At 71.8% G+C, this 17,386-nt stretch carries 19 protein-coding genes; 17 read left to right on the plus strand and 2 right to left on the minus strand.

From position 1 onward, the window contains the following. The first annotated feature begins 17 nt into the window (after window positions 1–17). Complete coding sequence (locus JOL79_RS06645; protein ID WP_210154789.1) at window positions 18–365, plus strand: RNA polymerase-binding protein RbpA; 348 nt, start codon at window positions 18–20, stop codon at window positions 363–365. 129 nt (window positions 366–494) lie between these two features. Here the strand turns inward: JOL79_RS06645 and JOL79_RS06650 are convergent, their stop codons facing one another. Beyond that, on the minus strand, window positions 495–2,099 hold the full coding sequence (locus JOL79_RS06650) for an amidohydrolase (RefSeq protein ID WP_210154790.1): 1,605 nt from the start codon (window positions 2,097–2,099) through the stop codon (window positions 495–497). Window positions 2,100–2,114: 15 nt separating this feature from the next. Further along, on the minus strand, window positions 2,115–3,512 hold the full coding sequence (locus JOL79_RS06655; RefSeq protein ID WP_210154791.1) for an NAD(P)/FAD-dependent oxidoreductase: 1,398 nt from the start codon (window positions 3,510–3,512) through the stop codon (window positions 2,115–2,117). 196 nt (window positions 3,513–3,708) lie between these two features. Between JOL79_RS06655 and JOL79_RS06660 the strand changes: the two genes are divergently transcribed. The 16 genes from JOL79_RS06660 (at window position 3,709) to JOL79_RS06735 (ending at window position 17,053) form a co-directional block, all read left to right on the plus strand. Further along, a complete protein-coding gene (locus JOL79_RS06660) occupies window positions 3,709–4,506 on the plus strand; it encodes an ACT domain-containing protein (RefSeq protein WP_210154792.1) in 798 nt (265 codons plus the stop codon). A 343-nt stretch (window positions 4,507–4,849) separates the two neighbouring features. Continuing rightward, on the plus strand, window positions 4,850–6,310 hold the full coding sequence (locus JOL79_RS06665) for a recombinase family protein (RefSeq protein WP_210154793.1): 1,461 nt from the start codon (window positions 4,850–4,852) through the stop codon (window positions 6,308–6,310). A gap of 139 nt (window positions 6,311–6,449) precedes the next feature. Then, the gene (locus tag JOL79_RS06670; protein ID WP_210154794.1) at window positions 6,450–6,608 is read left to right on the plus strand and encodes a hypothetical protein; all 159 of its coding nucleotides are present in this window, start codon (window positions 6,450–6,452) and stop codon (window positions 6,606–6,608) included. 283 nt (window positions 6,609–6,891) lie between these two features. Further along, a complete protein-coding gene (locus JOL79_RS06675; protein ID WP_210154795.1) occupies window positions 6,892–7,131 on the plus strand; it encodes a hypothetical protein in 240 nt (79 codons plus the stop codon). 12 nt (window positions 7,132–7,143) lie between these two features. Further along, the gene (locus JOL79_RS06680) at window positions 7,144–7,974 is read left to right on the plus strand and encodes a hypothetical protein (protein WP_210154796.1); all 831 of its coding nucleotides are present in this window, start codon (window positions 7,144–7,146) and stop codon (window positions 7,972–7,974) included. Window positions 7,975–8,048: 74 nt separating this feature from the next. Next, entirely contained in the window at window positions 8,049–8,450 is a 402-nt protein-coding gene (locus JOL79_RS06685; protein ID WP_210154797.1) for a hypothetical protein, read from the plus strand. Between the two features lie 2 nt (window positions 8,451–8,452). Continuing rightward, window positions 8,453–8,818 (plus strand): hypothetical protein, encoded by a 366-nt coding sequence (locus tag JOL79_RS06690; protein ID WP_210154798.1) that lies wholly within the window; start codon window positions 8,453–8,455, stop codon window positions 8,816–8,818. Window positions 8,819–8,983: 165 nt separating this feature from the next. Further along, window positions 8,984–9,466, plus strand: a complete 483-nt coding sequence (locus JOL79_RS06695) for a hypothetical protein (protein ID WP_210154799.1) — start codon at window positions 8,984–8,986, stop codon at window positions 9,464–9,466. Continuing rightward, entirely contained in the window at window positions 9,463–9,960 is a 498-nt protein-coding gene (locus JOL79_RS06700) for a hypothetical protein (protein ID WP_210154800.1), read from the plus strand. Before JOL79_RS06695 ends, JOL79_RS06700 begins: the two co-directional genes overlap by 4 nt. A gap of 4 nt (window positions 9,961–9,964) precedes the next feature. Then, on the plus strand, window positions 9,965–10,363 hold the full coding sequence (locus JOL79_RS06705) for a hypothetical protein (protein ID WP_210154801.1): 399 nt from the start codon (window positions 9,965–9,967) through the stop codon (window positions 10,361–10,363). Window position 10,364: 1 nt separating this feature from the next. After that, window positions 10,365–12,755 carry a hypothetical protein gene (locus tag JOL79_RS06710; protein ID WP_210154802.1) on the plus strand — a complete coding sequence of 797 codons (2,391 nt, stop codon included), beginning with the start codon at window positions 10,365–10,367 and terminating at the stop codon, window positions 12,753–12,755. A gap of 211 nt (window positions 12,756–12,966) precedes the next feature. After that, window positions 12,967–13,314, plus strand: a complete 348-nt coding sequence (locus JOL79_RS06715) for a hypothetical protein (protein ID WP_210154803.1) — start codon at window positions 12,967–12,969, stop codon at window positions 13,312–13,314. Window positions 13,315–13,337: 23 nt separating this feature from the next. Next, window positions 13,338–14,600, plus strand: coding sequence for a hypothetical protein (locus JOL79_RS06720; RefSeq protein WP_210154804.1), 1,263 nt, complete (start codon window positions 13,338–13,340; stop codon window positions 14,598–14,600). 44 nt (window positions 14,601–14,644) lie between these two features. Continuing rightward, entirely contained in the window at window positions 14,645–15,046 is a 402-nt protein-coding gene (locus JOL79_RS06725; protein WP_210154805.1) for a hypothetical protein, read from the plus strand. Window positions 15,047–15,296: 250 nt separating this feature from the next. Beyond that, the gene (locus JOL79_RS06730) at window positions 15,297–16,523 is read left to right on the plus strand and encodes a helix-turn-helix domain-containing protein (RefSeq protein ID WP_210154806.1); all 1,227 of its coding nucleotides are present in this window, start codon (window positions 15,297–15,299) and stop codon (window positions 16,521–16,523) included. Window positions 16,524–16,621: 98 nt separating this feature from the next. Next, window positions 16,622–17,053 carry a hypothetical protein gene (locus tag JOL79_RS06735; RefSeq protein ID WP_210154807.1) on the plus strand — a complete coding sequence of 144 codons (432 nt, stop codon included), beginning with the start codon at window positions 16,622–16,624 and terminating at the stop codon, window positions 17,051–17,053. Window positions 17,054–17,386: the final 333 nt, after the last annotated feature.

Consider the following 17,386-nt stretch of genomic DNA (forward strand, 5'->3'; position numbering starts at 1 on the left):
GAGCAAGGAGTTCATCGGTGGGTAGTGGCAACGCGATCCGTGGTAGCCGCGTCGGTGCCGGCCCCATGGGAGAGGCCGAGCGCGGCGAGGCCGCCCCCCGGGTTCGGGTCCCGTTCTGGTGCGCCAACATGCACGAGACGCGTCCGAGCTTCGCCAGCGACGCGCCCGTGCCCGAGTTCTGGGACTGCCCCCGCTGCGGACTGCCGGCGGGCCAGGACCAGGCGAACCCCCCGGCTCCGCCCCGCAACGAGCCGTACAAGACGCACCTCGCGTACGTGAAGGAGCGTCGCAGCGACAAGGACGGCGCGCAGATCCTCGCCGAGGCGCTGGAGCGCCTGCGCTCCTCCTCGCGTCCGATCTACTAGAGTCCCCGCCGGGATCCGGGCCGTACGGCCCGGGACGGGCATCGGGACGGCATCCGGGCTCCCTCCGCCACGGCGGACGGAGCCCGTTTCGTCCTCAGGCCCCTCTCCTTTCAGGCCCGGGTGGCGGGCTCAGCCGTGCACCGGGACGCCGTCGACGAACGTCGTCCGCACGCGGGTGGTCCAGATGTCCGCGGGGTCGAGCGTGAACGGGTCGCGGTCGAGCACGACGAGGTCGGCCGGGCGGCCCGCCTCGATCACGCCGGCGGGGGAGCGGTTCAGCCAGGCGGACCCCTCCGTGTACGCGGTCATGACGGTCCGCAGATCGAGGCTCTGCTCGGGCAGGAACGGCGTGCCCGCGGTGGGGTAGGAGGCGTGCACCGACCCGCCCGGCTCGGTGCGGTTCACCGCGACGTGCATGGCCTGGAGGGGATCGGCCGACGACACCGGCCAGTCGGAGCCCCCGGCGACGCGGGTGCCGTGCCGTACGAGATCGGCGAAGGGATACTGCCAGGAGGACCGCTGCTCGCCCAGGTAGGGGATGCACAGCTCGTCCATCTGGGCGTGGTGGGTCGCCCACAGCGGCTGGAGGTTCGCGGTCACGCCGAGCGCGGCGAAGCGCGGGACGTCCTGGGGCGTGATGATCTGCACGTGCGCGATGTGGTGCCGGTTGGCCGGGTCGGTGCCGGTCAGGGAGTCGAGTGCCTCCCGCACGGCGCGCTCGCCGATGGCGTGGAAGTGCACCTGGAAGCCGAGCGCGTCCAGTTCCTTGACATATCCGGTGAGCAGGGCCGGGTCGACGTACGACAGGCCGGTGCCGCCGCAGCGGCAGTACGGCTCGATGACGGCGGCGGTGAAGTTCTCCGGGATGCCGTCCTGCATGATCTTCACGGCCGAGGCGCGGAACCGGTCCAGGCCCTCCGCCAGGGCGCGCCGTTCGACCAGCTCGGGGATCTGCTCGGCGCCCCGGGTGCGGTCCCACCACAGGGCGCCCACGACGCGGGCCCTCAGCCGTCCGGCCGCCGCCGCGGACAGGTAGACGGGCAGCTGGTCGTCGGAGCCGGCGTAGGAGCCCACGATCGCGTCCTGCCAGCCGGTGACGCCGAGGGAGAACAGGTGCTCCTGGGCGTCGAGCAGGGCGGCGTGCAGGTCGTCGGGGGCCGGGCGCGGCGTGAGCAGGCCGACGAGGTCCATGGCGCCCTCGTGCAGCACACCGCTCGGCGTGCCGTCGGGGTCGCGCTCGATCCGCCCGTCCGCGGGATCGGGGGTGTCGCGGGTGATCCCGGCGAGCTCCAGCGCCCGGGAGTTGACCCAGGCCGCGTGATGGTCGCGCTGGATCAGGTACGCCGGGCGGTCGAGGAAGTCGAGCCGGGAGCGGTGGGGCAGTCCGTCGGGGAAGGCCGACATGTCCCATCCGCCGCCGTCGATCCACTCCCGGCCAGGGTGGGCCGCGGCGTACGCCGCCACCGCGGCGACGTAGGCGTCCGGCCCGTAGACCTCGGACAGGTCGCACCTGGCCCGCTCAAGCCCCGCCTGCACGGGGTGCACGTGCGCGTCGGTGAACCCGGGCACCAGCAGTCCGCCGCCGAGGTCGACGGGCTCGGCGCGCGGCGACAGCCGTTCGAGGTCGGCCTGGGGGCCCACGGCGGCGATCACCCCGTCGCGGACGAGTACGGCCTCGGCGAAGCCGCCGGGGGTGAACGCGCGACCGCCGCGGAACAGGATGTGCGAGCTCAAGCCGGCGCCCCTTCGTCAGTGACCGGTGATCATGTCGGCGATGCGGGCGAGCGCCGAGGTCCTGCGCATGCCCCTGCTCTCGCGCGCGTCGGCGAGACGGTACAGACGGTACATGGAATGCACGCCGAGCCAGCGCAGCGGCTCCGGCTCCCAGGCGCGCACCCGGCGCCCGGTCCACGGCAGCCGGGAGGTTTCGGTGTCCCGCCGCAGGACGAGGTCGCGCAGCGTCCGCCCGGCCAGGTTGGCGGCAGTCACCCCGTGGCCGGTGTACCCGCCGGCCCACCCGAGGCCGGTGCCGGGGTCCAGGTGCACGGCCGAGCACCAGTCGCGGGGCACGCCGAGCACCCCCGACCAGGCGTGCGCCACCCGGGCGTCCGCCACGGCGGGGAAGAACGAGGTCAGCAGCTCCCACAGCGCGCCGACCGTCCAGGCGTGCGTGTGGCCCCGGTCGTCGACGCGAGAGCCGTAGAGGTACGGCCGGCCGCGTCCGCCGAACGCGATCCGGTCGTCGGCGGTCCGCTGGGCGTACATGTAGTAGTGCGCCATGTCGCCGAGCAGCTCCCGGCCGTGCCACCCGAGCGCCGTCCAGACGTCCTCCGGCAGCGGCTCAGTGACGATCATCGAGCTGTTCATGGGCAGCCAGTCGCGGTGGTGCCCGGGGAGGGTCGCGGTGAACCCCTCGGTGCAGCGCAGCACGTGGGACGCGCGTACCGTCCCGTACGGCGTGATGGCCCGGCCGGGGGCGATCCGGACGACCGGGGTGCGCTCGTGCACCTCGACGCCGAGCCTGCGGACGGCCGCGGCGAGCCCGCGGGCCAGTTTGGCGGGCTGGACGCGGGCGCAGTGCGGCGTCCAGGTGGCACCGAGCGCGCCCGTCACGCGGAGCCGTCCGTCCAGCTCGTCCCGCGACAGCGGGCGCACGTCGTCCTCACCCCAGCCCCACTCACGCTGGCTCGCCAGCTCCTCCCGCAGCCGGGCGGCCTGGGCCGGGCCCCTGGCCACGGTGAGCAGGCCGCCCTTCACGATGTCGGCGTCGACGCCCTCCTCGCCGGCGACCCGGATCACCTCGTCGACGCTCTCGAACATCGCGTGCTGGAACCGCCGGGCGGCGTCCCGGCCGTGGGTCCGCGCGTACCGGCCGGGTGACCCCGCGAGCGCGGCGGTGAGCCAGCCGCCGTTGCGGCCCGACGCCCCGAACCCGGCGAACTCCTTCTCCAGCACGACCACCCGGAGCGAGGGATCGGCCTTCTTCAGGTAGTAGGCCGTCCACAGTCCGGTGTAGCCGGCTCCGACGATCGCCACGTCCGCCTCGCGGTCGCCGCCGAGCGGATCGCCCGGTTCCGGAACGCCAATGGATCGATACCAGAAGGACACCTCGCCGTTGACGAAGTCCGGGGACAGGGGAGCGTTCATGGCACACATCCTGCTGTATCCGTGCTTCGAAGGACATATCACGACGGAAGTCGTCGGAGACGCGGCCTCTGGCCGCCGATAACAGCGGCTATATCGGGATGGATCATAAGGAAACGGTCGGCTCACCGGTGTGTAGCAATCGCGTAACACCCCTCCGGCATGCTGAAGCCCGGCGTTAGGGAGGGAGCGGGTAGCGATGGGGTTCTTCCGGATCCGGACGACGGTGGACGAGCGGCCGGGGCGGCTCGCCTCGCTCGCGGCGGCGCTCGCGGACAAGGGCGGGAACATCCTCGGCCTGTCGGTGCAGCCCGACACGGACGGCACCGTGGACGAGTTCGTCACCGACATCCCCGCCTCGCCCGCCGCCGTGCGGGAGGCCCTGGAGGCCGCGGGCGGACGCCGGGTCCAGATCGTGCCCGCGACGGCGCACGAGCTCACCGACGAGCCGACCCGCGCGCTGCTGCTGGCCGCCCGCCTGCGCTCGGCCCCGTGGCGGCTGCCGGAGATCCTCGCCGAGCTGCTGCGGGCCGACGACGCCCGCTGGGTGTACGGGAGAGACGCGACGGTGGGCGAACTGCCCGACCCGACCCTGCTGGTGGTGCCCGTGGCGCCGCGGCGGTCGATCCGGCTGCGCCGGTCGGGCCTGCCGTTCACGCTCACCGAGGCGGCCCGCGCGGCGGCGATGGTGCGGCTCGCCCAGCCCCCCGCCGACGCCACGCCGGCCGAGGGCCCGATGCGGCTGGCCGACGGAGCCGAAGTCGTCATCAAGACGCTCACCCCCGTCTACCGCGAGGCCGTGCGCGACCTGCACGAGCGGTGCTCGCCGGACAGCCGCAGGCTGCGCTACTTCACCTCGGCCCCGGCCCTGTCGCCCCGGCTGTTCGACCAGCTGTGCGACCGGGGCAAGGGGCAGTCGCTGGTCGCCGGGCACGACGGTCAGGTGGTGGCGATCGCCAGCCCCACCGTGACAGACTCATCTATGCAAGGCGCATAGGTGAACCTGTCACGGTTGGTAACCATCTAGGTCATAGCCCTGTGCTGTGACGGTTCATCGGCGTGTCCGTCCTACGCTGTGGGCACACTCGCCCTGTCACACAGCGCGATTGGAGACCTGATGGAAACCCCCGACCAGGCTCGCGCGGCCCTGAGAGCCACGCAGGGCCACGAAACCCCCGCCTCGCGGCCCGAGAGTCGCGGCACGGCGAGTTCGGCCGCCTGTGCGCGGCGCAGGGCCCCGGTTCCCGCCGCCGCTCGGCGGGCGACCGTCGCCGCCGGCCTACCGCTGCCCCCGGTAAAGGCGGTCGCCTGACAACTGAATAGCGGAATCGAAACCCCTGATGAGAAGGCAACAGAAAAGAACCGGCCTGCGGTGGGGACTCTACGCGCGCATATCCAAGGACAAAAATAAAGGCACCGAGGATGAGGGCGAGAGCGTAGAAAACCAGCTCGCAAAGTTACGCGAATACGTTGCGGAGAAAGACCCGCATGGGGAGATCGTCAAAGTCTACGTAGACAACGACATTCCCGCCTCGGGCAGGATGACCAAACGCAAGATTCGTGACGACTTTGACCAGATGCGGGACGATGCCCGCGCGGGCGCGGTGCAGGCCGTCGCGGCCTGGCACCTCGACCGGTACACCCGCCGGCCGCGCGAACTTGAGGACATGCTCGACATCTACGACGAGCACGGAACCCTGTTCCACTGCAAGACAGGCGATATCAACCTCGCCACGTCGACCGGTCGGGCAATGGGCCGGATGCTCGTCACGTGGGGCGCATACGAGGGCGACCTAAAAATCGAGCGCATGGAGCTCGCCTATGAAAACAGGGCGAGAAGCGGAAAGGCGCACAGCGGCGGCATGCGGTGCTATGGATATACCGACGACAATTCGGCTCTGATCGACGACGAGGTCGCGATCATCCGGGAAATGGCCGAGCGGATTTTGCCCCCTCAGCCCGAGTCGGTGCGGAGCCTGTGCCGCGACTTGCAAGAGCGCGGCATTCTCACTGTGACCGGGCGTCCGTTCACGCCGACGACGATCATGCGGCTACTGAGAAATCACAGGCTGCGCGGCGCCCGCACCTATCACGAGGAAGTCGTCGCCGAGGATGCGTTCCCGCGCGTCTTCACCGACGAGGAACACGCGCAGATCATGGCGTTCCTGAACGATGGAAGCCGCAAGACGTTCGACGAGCCGCGCCGCCGGTACCTGCTGTCAGGCGGAATCGCAATCTGCGGGTTATGTGAAAGCAAACTGCAGGCACAGCCGAGCAACTCGGGCCGCCGCGGTTACGTCTGCCGTACGTCTGTTCCGTACGGCGGGTGCGGGAAAATCCGCATCCAGGGCGAGGCGTTCGACAATTACGTCGCGGCCGAGGTCCTCGCCCGGTTCGCGAGTCCCAAGGTTCGCCGTCAGGTGATGGCGGCGGCCGCCGGCGACGGTGCCTCGGTCGCGATGGAACTCGGGCGGGTCGACGAGCGGCTCGCCGAGCTCGGCCGTGATTGGGCCCGGGGCACCCTCGATCGGGTCGCGCTGGAAGCCGCGCAGAACGAGCTACAGCGCGAGCGGCGGCGGCTGCAGCAGGCGATGCGCGATCGTGAGCGGGTGTCGTCGCTGCCGGTCGCGATGCCGACGACGCCGGCGGCCCTGGCCGAGTGGTGGACGGCGCCGACGACGACGCTCGACCAGCAGCGGGACCTGATTTTGACCGTTCTTGATCATGTGTCGGTCGGGCCGAGCGTCCGGCGGGGGTTCAACGGGTTTGAGCCTGACCGGCTTGCCTTCGTTTGGAAATGACCCTGGAAACGGTAACGAAACGGTAAAGTAGAGAAACGTACGGTAGTAGAACGTTCACCCTTTGTGTTCTAGGCAGGAGTCCCCGGGAGGATGACGGCCGCCCTGAGCCCGCTTTCGCGAGCACCAGGGAGAGCAAGTGATGATCACAGCCGAGGACCTGACCGCGATGATCGAAGCCGCATTGGAACGTTCCTCCGACGCCGAGGTCAGCGACGAGGCGGTCGTGCGCGCGGTCCAGATCTGGAGCGGCTGCGGCCGGCAGGACACAGGGGGGGTTGTCCTGCCGCCGCACCCTTGACGCCGCCCACTACCTCGCCCGACACGCGCGAAACCGAACGGCCCCGAAGATTTTTCTTTACCTTCGGGGCCGTTTCGTTTGCGCAGCTCAAACCCTCGGAAGGGTGGTAACCGTTGCGCGTGTTTCTCATACGGGTGTAGCGTCCGTCGTGCACCCGTGGAAAGGAGCACGGCATGTCGCTCGCCGACCTGCTGCAAGACCCCGACTTCTACGACCGCGTAGACGAGTGGGCCGACGACCGGTACGACCACCTGATCGAAACCGACCCTGACCAGGGGGTTTGATGCTGCCCCTCATCCGGCGCCGTCGCCTGCGCGCCCGGTCGCTGCGGCCCGGCGACTACATCCATTACCCCTGCGCGGGCTGCCGCGTCGTCAAGATCCACGAGCGTAGCCGCCGCACGGTCGGGATCGAGTGCGAGCTCGACTCGGGCGTCGCTATGTTCGCCTCTCACCCTCCGCGGCGACGCCTCGACGTCACCCGCACCTATCGCGGCCTGCGTCGCCTCATCCCTGTTCTGTGAGGAGGTACCCCCGTGACGCGTATCGCGTTCCTCGCGGCCGGCCGTACCGGCCCTAACCCCCGCATTCACGAGCTGCACGAACTCGCCCTCATCGAGCGCACCCCCGGCGGCGCCGAGCGCCTGTCACTGTGGCGGCTACGGCCGCAGCGCCTGCCCGACGCCGACGCCGAACACCTGCGCCGCACCCGGTATTTCGATCAGCCGACCGCCGCGCACTCGGCCGCCGCGATCGACGTCAACCTCGGCACGCCCTCGCCCGTCGACCCGCGGCTGCTCGCCGCCGACCTCGCGAGCCGGCTGTTCGGCGCCGAGGTCGTCACGTGCGACCCGGGCCGCGATCTGCCGTTCATCGGCGCGTGGCTTGAGGCGCACAACCAGCTACCCGGATGGCGGCGATCGGCCGACGTCACCTCGGCGGCCGCCGGGCTGCTCGCCGGGATCATGCACACCTCGCGCAACGACGCCCGCGGATGCGTCGTCGACTGGCGGCCGCTCGGCGACGATTGGGACGCCGAGCGGCTCGCCGTGTCGCTCGGCGTACTCGCGGCCCCCGATCCCGAGCTGCCCTGTCACGCGCTGCGCCGGGCCGACCTCGCCCGCCGCCTATACGACGCGGTGCACTACGGCCCGCCGCTCGACCTGTCGCTGCCGGCGCCGCCTGATCCCGAGCCGCCCGCTGAGCTCGCCGGCGACGCCCTCGCCGAGGGCCTCGACGACGGCCTCGGCCTCGCGGGCGAGGACACCACGCATAGCGACGACGGCGATCACAGCAGGCGGCGCGACCGGCTCGTCGCTGTCGACCCCGCCGCGGCGACGACCGTACTGCCCGCGCCGCAACACTGACCCCGCCCGTACAACCGTTACCCCGCAAGGCAACGGGAAACGGCACCCGACGAAACATCAATGGAGAAACGCAAATGGCAGGAACGAAATGCTTCACGGTCGAATTCGATCGGGGCGAGAACGAGCCCAAAATCATTTGGGCGGACACTTTCCGCCTGAGTGACGACGAGGAATGGGTCGATTTCTACGACGCCGACGGCGAGAAGATTTCCAGCGTTCGCGCGCCGCTCGTGCTCGCCGTCGACCGGGCCTGCGCCGCGCCGATCGCCGACACGCCGCAGGCCGCCGAGGGCAGGATCGGCCCGCGGGGCGTTCCGGCGTCCCGTCAGGCCGCCGCGGGGGCCGGTCTGAACGGGCCGTCGAGCTCGCTCGCCGCCGGACCTGTCGAGGCCGCCGCCCTGGCGGCCGCACGGGGCGGCGTGCCGCAGCAGGGCGACGCCGCCGCTGCGATCGGCGCCGTCCCCGGGGCGAGGTAGCCGTGCGCCCCCGGCTGCCCCGCGACGGCGTCGGCCGTGACCTCGCGGCGGCGTTCGCCGAGCTCGACCTGTCGGTCGACTACCCGGACGGCACGGGGGCGCATCACGTGCTCGACTGGCAGGCAGCGACGTTCCACCTCGACACCGCCCGCGAGGCCGGCGCCCTCACGTGGGCCGAGCAGGTGCGCGAGGCCGTCGCGATGATGCTGACCCGCGACGACGAGGGCGAGCTGCGGGCCGAGCTGCTGCGCTCGGCCGCGCTGCTGCTCGGGTGGCTGTACTGCCTCGACCGGCGCGCGAGCATGGCACGCCCGATTCGCCTGCCGAGGGCGTCGAGCCGACTGCGCCGACAGGCGCGATCCCGGTAATCTTCACCCTGTAGGGCCCTACTCCTAAGCGTCGATACCTCGGCTGGCCGGCGCGACGGGTAGGGCCCTTTTCTGTATCCCTGAGGAATACAGTTCGTCGCCCTCGGCCACATGCGCCCGGCGACCCCCCTTCCCATCGTGGGTAGCGTGCTACCCTCCGAGCCTATGAGGACCTCACATGATGACCGTGACCCCCCAACCGCGCCTCTGCCGCCAGTCGCGGCCGCGCCCGACAAGCGGTACGCGTTCGTGTCCGTGCGCGAGCTGCGCGACGACCCGGCGGCTGAGACCCAACAGCTCGACCCCGTGCCCGACGACGGCAGCGAGAGCGAGGGGCAGGTGAGCCCCCGCCGCGCCGGCGGCCGCGCAACCAAGCGACCCGCCCGCGCGCAAGCCAAGCCGACCCGCGCGGCCAAGCGGCCGCAGCGGCGCCGCCGCGCCGAGCTCGGCCTCGGCGCCCTGCTCGTCATGGCCGCCGTCGGATGGGCCGTGTACGTCCTGCTGCACCGCGTCGTCGAGGCGCCCCGCGATTGGTGCCTCGTCGCCGCCGGCCTGGCCGCCGGGCTGACGACCCGCGCCGGCGCATGGCTGACGGCCGCACGGGTCCGCCTGGCGGCCGCGATCCACCCGGGCGGGGGGCGGCCGTGACCGTCCACCTGTTCGGGCACGACCTCGGCCCGTTCGAGCTGTTCCTCGCCGCCTGCGGCCTCGCCGCGCTCGCCGCGGGCCTGCGGCCGAGCAAGTACGACGGCACGCCGGCGCGCGTGTGGTGGGCCGAGCAGCGCATGTACCGCACCCGCCGCCGCGTCGCGGCCCGCGCCCTCGCGGCCCTGCTCGGCGCCGCGCTGCTGCTGCTCGCTTTCACCGTCGCGGCCCTGGCCGTCGCCGCCGTCGCGCTGCTCGCCGCCTGCGGCCTCGCCGGGGCGTGGGCATGGTGGAACCTGCAGCGTGGCGCCGCCGCCCTCGCCCCCCGCGAGTTCCTCGCCGAGCGCACCGACCTCGACCCGCCCCCCGCCGGCGAGGTGCCCGTGTGGCCGCCGAGGCCCGACGTCGTCGTGCTGCCCCCGGGCACCGTGCCCCCCGCAGCCGCCGGCGAGGGCGACGACCCTGACAACCCCCGACCCCTGACTCTGGAGGTGTGACGGCATGCCTCGTCGCGCTGCTGACCTCGTCAACGTTCCGACCCGCACGCCCGAGCAGGTACGCAACTACGGACGCCACGCCGACGAGCTGCTCGGCGACATGGCGAACGAGTTCGTCTGCCGCCGCAAGGAACTCGCCGGGCGGCTGCACGCCCTGCTGAAAGAGGCCAAGCGACAGGGCGTCGACCCGGGTGACAACAGGTGGGCCCGCGCGATGGCCAGCACCCTCGGGCTGCTGACGGCGAGTCTTGGCTGCCGCATGGCACGGGCCGGCGTCCGGCGGGTGTATCCGGACATGGAGAAGTATTGCGGGGTCGCGATCGACGGCCTGCGCGAGCGCAAGTACGGCAAGGCGAAAGCCGCCGAGATGCGCCGCGGCGGCGACACCGGAATGACGGTGTGACATGGTCGCGTTCCTGACCAGCAGCCCGAAGACGAGCAGGCGCGAGGCGCGCAAGCTCAAGCGGCAGATGTCCGAGACCGGTGAGATCTCGGCCGCCCTGCGCCTGCTCGCCCCGTGGCTGCTGCTGCTGCTGTCGATCGGCGTCGCCCCGCTCGCGTGGCTGCTGACCCGGGCCCGCGACGTGCAGGGCTTCACCGCGACCTGCGTGATCGTCTGCGGTGCCCTGCTCGTGTGGTCGTCGCTGTACCTCAACCGCGGCCGCCTGACGTTCAACCGCGTACACGAGGCCCTCAACTTCGCCGCGCCGACCGGCGTGACCTCGTACACGATCCTGCAGGGACCCGACACGTACGTCATGATCGGCGCGTTTACGTTCGGCATGACCTCGGCGATCATCTGGCACAAGCGGCACACCTCGACCACGCTGCGCGAGCTCGAACGCCGCGGGCACGGTGGCGGCGGCTCGGCCGAGTGGCGCGGCTTCGTGCAGGACTACATGCCGTCGATCGCCGACAGCGAACTCACGGTGATCAGGAACACCCCGGTCGACGCCGTCGCCGGGCTGCAGCTCGGGCCCGGCGAGGTGCCCGACGACCTGTCGGCGCAGTTGATCGACCGCATTACGAAGTTCTTCGGCGGCATCCGGGGCGGCACGACCCTCGCGATCGGCGACCACCTCGACAAGGTCGGCGTGCACGTGATGAAGACCGACCCCCTGCGTAAGCCGTTCGACTGGCAGGGCCCGTCGGCGCCGGGCGAGTCGATCGTCGAGCTGGTCGAGGGACTCGGCCGCTACCGCGACAATGCCGACCTGTCGCTCGTCATGCCCTACGTCGCCGCGGCGACCCCGGACGACGAGGACGTGCAGCAGTCGCACCTGCTCATGGTCGGCATGTCGCGGGCGGGTAAGGGCGACGCGGGCGAGCTGATCGACTGCAACGTCGCGTGCCGCGCCGATGCGGGGGTCGTGGTGCTCGACGCCGTCAAGGGCGATCAGCAGCTCGGCGTGATCGGCGACGGCGCCGTGTACGTCGTGACGAGCGTGCCTGCGATCAGGTCGTTCATGTGGAAGCTGGTGAACGTCACGATCCCGAACCGGGCGGCGTTCCTCGGCGACCCGCGGCGTAACCCGCTCGGCCGGATGCTGCGCGAGTGGGTGCCCGGCTGCGGCCTGACGTGGCTGCAGGTGCACGCGTACGAGGCGGCCGCGCTGTACGGGAACGCCGACCTCGTCAAGATCACAGAACGGGCCGCGAGTGTCGGAATCAAACTGATCGTCGAGGCGCAGCGCGGCGTGCACGACCGGGTCGACACCAACGTGCGCAGCAACGCCGCCGATCTGATCATGTTCGGGTGCAACGACGCCGACGACGCGAAGCTCGTGATGCCGCCCGAGCTCGTCGACATGGGCGCGCAGCCGTGGGTGTGGAAGAACAGGCAGCCCGGCATGTGTTACACGGTCCTCGGCCACCTGCCGCTGAACCGTCAGGTCATCCCCGCTCGGTTCGCCCGCCGCTCGCGCGACGGGTCCGACGTCGCCGCCGCCCTGGCCGAGTACCGCCCGTTCGTGGAGGCGCCGCTCGACCCGATCACCGCGGCATCATGGGGCGAGCCGTACGCGAAGTTCGACGCGACCCGGCAGGCCGAGCGCGACCGGCGGCCGCGGCAGCACGCGTTCGCCGGGCCGCCCGCCCCGCGGTACGCCGACCCGTACGAGCAGCCGCCCGCCCCGGCTGCGGCCCCCGCAGCGCCCCCCGCTGTGCCAACGCCCCCGGCGGCTGCTGCGGCCCCGCCGGTGGCCGTGCGGCGCAGCACACCCGCCCCCGCGGCTGCGCCGGCCGACGACATGCCGGTCGAGGGGTTCGACCTCGGCGAGGGCCTCGACGACGAGCTCGCCCCGGGGCCGGAGTACGAGGCCGACGAGGTCGCCACGCAGGCCGAGAACCTCGTCGGCGACGTCGCCCTCGGGTTGGAGGGCGACCCGGAACGCCGCGGCGTGCTGCAGCAGATGGTCGACGGCCTCGAACGCATGGGCCGCCCGGGTGACGACGAGCCGCAGGGCGCCGCGGGCGAGCGGTTCGAGGACATCGAATTCCCGCCGGCCGAGGGCGACGAGGGGCTGCAGGCGATCGTCGACCGCGACGAGGCGGTCGACATCCTGCTCGCGATCCTGGCCGAGGACATCGGCGAGGGCGGCACGTTCAAGCCGCAGGACCTGTACGACCTCGTGCGGGCGCGGGCCCGCCGGTCGGACTCATGGGTGCGGCACGAGCTCAAGACGTTGCGCGAGTGGGGATGCGTCCGCAGCCATGACGACTACGGCTCGTACGTCGTGATCCATACGCAGCGGGGCGACCGCGGCGAGCCGACCGAGCCCGACTACGGACAGTGACTTGTGAGGGCCTTGATCGCCTCACTGTGAGGGGCAAGATCGCCGCACAGTGAGGCGGGGCAAATCGGGCGCGCTCCCCGCACTCCCTATAAGCACACGGGGCGTCACAGCCATCACGTCACAGTCGCCCGCACAGTCACAGCCGCCCCCGCGCATGGGTCGGCGCCCGCGCACGGACAGTAACCGAACAAGATCACAAGCAGGAGTCATCATGATCGAGCAGACCCCCGCCGGAACCCCCGATGAGGCCCCCGCCCGCCCCGGTCGACGGCACCTGCACAGCCGCCCGAGCAGGGCCGGCGGCATCGTAAACGCGATCATGGCCCTAGCGGTCGCACTTGTCGCAGGGGCCGCGCACGAGCAGATCATGCGCCTGATCGCCCCGCTCGAGTTCGACGCCTACCGGATCGGTCTCGCCGTTGTTGGCCTCGCGGCCGCCGACGTTGCGGCACGCTCGATCCTGCGGCTGCGGCTGAACCCGTACACGCTCATGATCGTGACGGTCGGCGGGGGAGTGACGTTGTTCGCCCTCGCCCTGTTCGGCAGCCCGCTCGCCTGACCCCCCTACGGAGAGCACCTGACATGATCAACTTGATTCGCCGGCGCACCCCCTCGCCCGCCCCCGCCCCCCTCGACCCGCTCGCCGAGGCCGAGGCGATCGAGGCCGCCGCCCTCGCCGCCCGCGCCGACGCCGAGCGGCAGGCCGCGATCGGCGACGCGGAACTCGCCGCAGCCGAGCGGAAAGCGCGCCTCGACGAGATCGCGCACCGGGCCGAGATCGCCCGCCGCAAACGCGAGCGCGCGGCCGCCCTCGCTGAGGCCCGCGACGCCGAGGCGGCACGCGCTGCCGAGGTTTCCGCCCGGCGCGGCAGCAGGCGGCAGACCTTCGCACACTGGCGGCAGACCCTCGCCGCGAACTCGGCACGGCTGCGCCGCCTCGTGATCAATCTCGGCGTGAACTCGGCCGCCGGATACGGGCAGGCGCTGTACCTGATCGAGCAGGCCGGTCTGCCTACCGGTTGGGCTGCCGCCCTTGCCGGTTTGCTCGAACTGATCGCGGTAACCGTCTTGGACTACGGACTGACCGCCCGGAAAGCGGGCCGCCCCTACGCCCTCGCGTTCGCCGTATCCGCCCTGATGGCGGGCACAGTCGCCTACCTGAACTACTCGCATTGGAGCGTGACGGAAGGGCGGCAGGGCCTCGCGATCCCGTTTGCGATCATGTCGCTGATCTCGCCGGTCCTGTGGGCGTGGTACCACGCAGCCCGCGACGCCGAGCAGGCCCTTACCGCGGCCCTTTCCGCCCCTTCCGGAATGCCTGCCGCCCCTTCCGGAACGCCTACCGCCCCCGCCGGAAACGAGCTCGCCCGGTTCCCGCTCGCGCGTTGGGTCCTGTGGTTTCCCGAGACGTTCGCCGCCAAGCGGCAGGCCGTGCGGCTCAACCTGACCGACCCCGACCGCGCGGTCGAGCTCGCCGTCGAGCACCGTGCCGCCAGGCAAGCGGAACGGGCGGAAAGGCAGCGGCAGCGCGAGCTCGACCGCGCATCCAAGCGGCGGCCCGAGCTGCCCCCGCCGACCGACGACGACGAGACCGAGACCGAGGGCGACGTCGAGCTGCCACTCGTGCCGCAGGCCGACGAGCTCGCCGAGATGACCGACGACCAGATCCAAGAGGCCGCCCGGCAGACGTACAAGCGGGCCCGCCTCGACGGCCTCGACCCCTCGGGCCGCGACCTCGGGCAGGCGTACGGGCGTTCCGATTCGTGGGGGCGGGCCCGTATCCGCGAGGTGAAACCGTTCATCGTGGTAGGCCCCGACGACGCCGCCGGACAGGCGGCAGGGTGATCTGCAGCATGGTCGCCGTGCCCGCCAGGCCCTACACTCGCCGCGTGACTGACGGCCCCCGCGAGGACCTGAACGCTTCCCCCGACGACGACGACCCGGTCGCCGCCGCGCTCGGCCGGTTCCGCGAGGCCCGGCGCCTGCTCGCCGAGGCCCGCACGCTGATCGACACCGGGGCGGCCGACCTGGCCGCCCTGCCGGCCCGCGGCCGCGACGAGCTCGTGCCCGAGTGCCGCGCTGCGATCGCCGCGCACGCCGCGGCCAAGACGACGACCTCGGCCGCGCAGGATGCGATGTACGCCGCGGTGCGCCGGCTCAAGCGGCAGACGACCCGGGGCGACGTCGCCGAGCTGCTCGGCCTGACCGACGCCCTCGTACGGTGGATCGTCGAGGACCGGCCGACGCGCCGACGCAGCCGCAGGCAGGCCCGCACGTCCGGCGACGGATAGCCCGAAAGCGACTGCCGCGACGGCCCCGGGCGGGGCACCTGAACAGCCCCGCGCCCGGGGCCGTTGCCATGTTCCGGCCCGGAAAAGCAAGGGGGCCCGGTCGCGAACCCCCGAACGCGTACCGGACCCCAACGCCGCCGCCGAGGCGGGGCACCTGACGACGTCATGCTACCTGGGGCGCGACAGGGCGGCGAGGTCCGGCGTAGCCTCGGCAGAGTAGGCACCTGACAACTGCCCCCGCGAGGTACTCATGCGCCACGCCCCTACCTACGACGCGACCACCAACGGGCAGCGGCTCGCCAACCTGCGCCGCCGCCGCCGGCTGACGCAAGAGCAGCTAGGACTCGCCGTCGGCTACGCGACCGCGACGATCAAGGCGATCGAGCAGGGCCGCCGGCCCCTCGACCGCGGCTCGGTGATCCTGGCGTTCGCCCGCGCCCTCCAATGCGCCCCGACGGACATCACGGGCGTCCCCTACCTGCCCGACGCCGACCCCGAGGCCGAGCACGCATCATCGACGATCGCCGCCGTGCACCGGGCCCTGCTCATGCACGGCCAGGTTCCGAGGCTTGCCGAGCAGGACGTCGCAGCCGTCGACCTCGACGCGCTCGCGGGCCGCGTGCGGCAAGCGATGATCTACCGGCGGGACGTCACCCTCGCGCGATCGGGTGAGCTGCTGCCGGGCCTGCTGCGCGACCTGCAGATCGCCGCCCACACCCTGACCGGCGACCAGCAACGGCGCGCATACCGGCTCCTGTGCTACGGGTACAAATGCGCCCTATCCCTCGCCCGATCCCTCGGCCACGCGGCAATCACCACGATGGCCGCAGAGCGCTGCCGCCTGGCCGCGCGGCAGACCGACGACCCGCTACTCGCCGCCGCGGCCGAATGGACCTGGGCAGACGAGTTCATCCGGGTAGGCGAGCACGACGCCGCAGCCGACATCATCGATCAGGCTCTCAACGACGTGAGCGGGGCGCCCGCCGACGCGACGCAGCCCGAGGTGCTGTCACTGCAGGGCGCTTTTGCGCTCAAGGCCGCACTCAACAGCGCGAGGGCGGCCGACGCAGGCGGCATGACACAGGGCTTGGAACACGCACAACGCGCCGCCGACCTGCTACGCGCCGACCGCGACGACTACGGCCTGTCATTCGGGCCGGCGAACGTCGCCATCTGGTCAGTAAGCATGCAGGTCGAACTCGGCCGCGGCCGAGAGGCCGTACGCCGCGGCGAGCGCATCACGCTACCGACCGGCTATTCCGGTCAGCGCCGATCGACCCTGCAGATCGATCTCGGCCGCGCTCACTACATGAACGGGCAGCGCGAGCAGGCCCTCGACTGCCTGCTCGCGGCCGAGCAGATCGCCCCGCAAATGACCCGCCTACATCCCGCGGTACGCGAGACGGTCGGGGCGATGATCCGGACCGCGCCCCGCGGCCGCCTGGCCGAGCTCGGCGCCCGCGTCGGCGTGCTGTAACCCCCCTTGAAAGGGCGACATCTTGTCTCCCTCCGCCCCGCGACTGCCTCGATACGGTCGGTGAGCACGCCAACCGACCGTACCGAGGACACCTGACCATGACCGATCGGAAAGAGGCGCCACCCCAGCACAACCCGCACCACACCGGCTCTACGCCCGCGGACACCCCCGAAGCCGCGGCCGCCGCGCCGGCCCCCGTAGTCGACCCCCGCAACCGCGCGTCCCTCGCCGAGGCCCTGCGCACCGCACTGTCACAGCTCGACGTCGTGACTCGCCCGCTCGCATCCGACCGGGTCGGCGAGCCGCGCGGATTACTCGCCCGCGGCGGCGGCCTGACACAGGCCGTGATCCTGCAGCCCGACCCCGACCCGGTCAACCGACCGAACCTGTACGCGTGGTACTGGCTCTGGAGCGATGGATTCCGCGGCACGGACGGAACTTCCGCGGAAATCCTTTGTGCCGGCGAGGACATCACAACGGCAGCCGCACGTGTAGCGCATGTGCTGGGAGTGGCCGGCGTGCAAAACTAAGTGTCCCTCACGTTCCGGGCGAAACAGAGTGGCCTCGCCCCCAACAGGCGAAAAGCCTGACGTTCCCTCCCGGAACGTGAGGGGACACGGGGGCGGACTCCTCCCGGGGCACAGCCGCATCGCGGCCTCGTCCCCGTGTCCCGCACCAATAGTCGCCGCAGCCGATCCCCGGAACCCCGAAAACGTGTCACACGGTCCACCAACAGGGGTCAGCGCAGTGCCCCGGGCCGCTCGTGACACCCGGGCCGGCCGAGCCCATCAAGGCGCATAACCCCTGAAGGGTGAGGTTATGCGTCGCTCGGCCGGAACCGCGCCCCGTCAGGCCCCCCGCCT

It is taken from the genome of Microbispora oryzae (assembly GCF_017896165.1).
GTDB lineage: Bacteria > Actinomycetota > Actinomycetes > Streptosporangiales > Streptosporangiaceae > Microbispora > Microbispora oryzae.

Coding starts and splice junctions, on each gene's coding strand:
- JOL79_RS06685 (WP_210154797.1), top strand. CDS start 8,049: ATGGCAGGAACGAAATGCTTCACGGTCGAATTCGATCGGGGCGAGAAC.
- JOL79_RS06695 (WP_210154799.1), top strand. CDS start 8,984: ATGAGGACCTCACATGATGACCGTGACCCCCCAACCGCGCCTCTGCCG.
- JOL79_RS06655 (WP_210154791.1), bottom strand. CDS start 3,512: ATGAACGCTCCCCTGTCCCCGGACTTCGTCAACGGCGAGGTGTCCTTC.
- JOL79_RS06705 (WP_210154801.1), top strand. CDS start 9,965: ATGCCTCGTCGCGCTGCTGACCTCGTCAACGTTCCGACCCGCACGCCC.
- JOL79_RS06735 (WP_210154807.1), top strand. CDS start 16,622: ATGACCGATCGGAAAGAGGCGCCACCCCAGCACAACCCGCACCACACC.
- JOL79_RS06675 (WP_210154795.1), top strand. CDS start 6,892: ATGCTGCCCCTCATCCGGCGCCGTCGCCTGCGCGCCCGGTCGCTGCGG.
- JOL79_RS06670 (WP_210154794.1), top strand. CDS start 6,450: ATGATCACAGCCGAGGACCTGACCGCGATGATCGAAGCCGCATTGGAA.
- JOL79_RS06660 (WP_210154792.1), top strand. CDS start 3,709: ATGGGGTTCTTCCGGATCCGGACGACGGTGGACGAGCGGCCGGGGCGG.
- JOL79_RS06720 (WP_210154804.1), top strand. CDS start 13,338: ATGATCAACTTGATTCGCCGGCGCACCCCCTCGCCCGCCCCCGCCCCC.
- JOL79_RS06730 (WP_210154806.1), top strand. CDS start 15,297: ATGCGCCACGCCCCTACCTACGACGCGACCACCAACGGGCAGCGGCTC.
- JOL79_RS06665 (WP_210154793.1), top strand. CDS start 4,850: ATGAGAAGGCAACAGAAAAGAACCGGCCTGCGGTGGGGACTCTACGCG.
- JOL79_RS06710 (WP_210154802.1), top strand. CDS start 10,365: ATGGTCGCGTTCCTGACCAGCAGCCCGAAGACGAGCAGGCGCGAGGCG.
- JOL79_RS06715 (WP_210154803.1), top strand. CDS start 12,967: ATGATCGAGCAGACCCCCGCCGGAACCCCCGATGAGGCCCCCGCCCGC.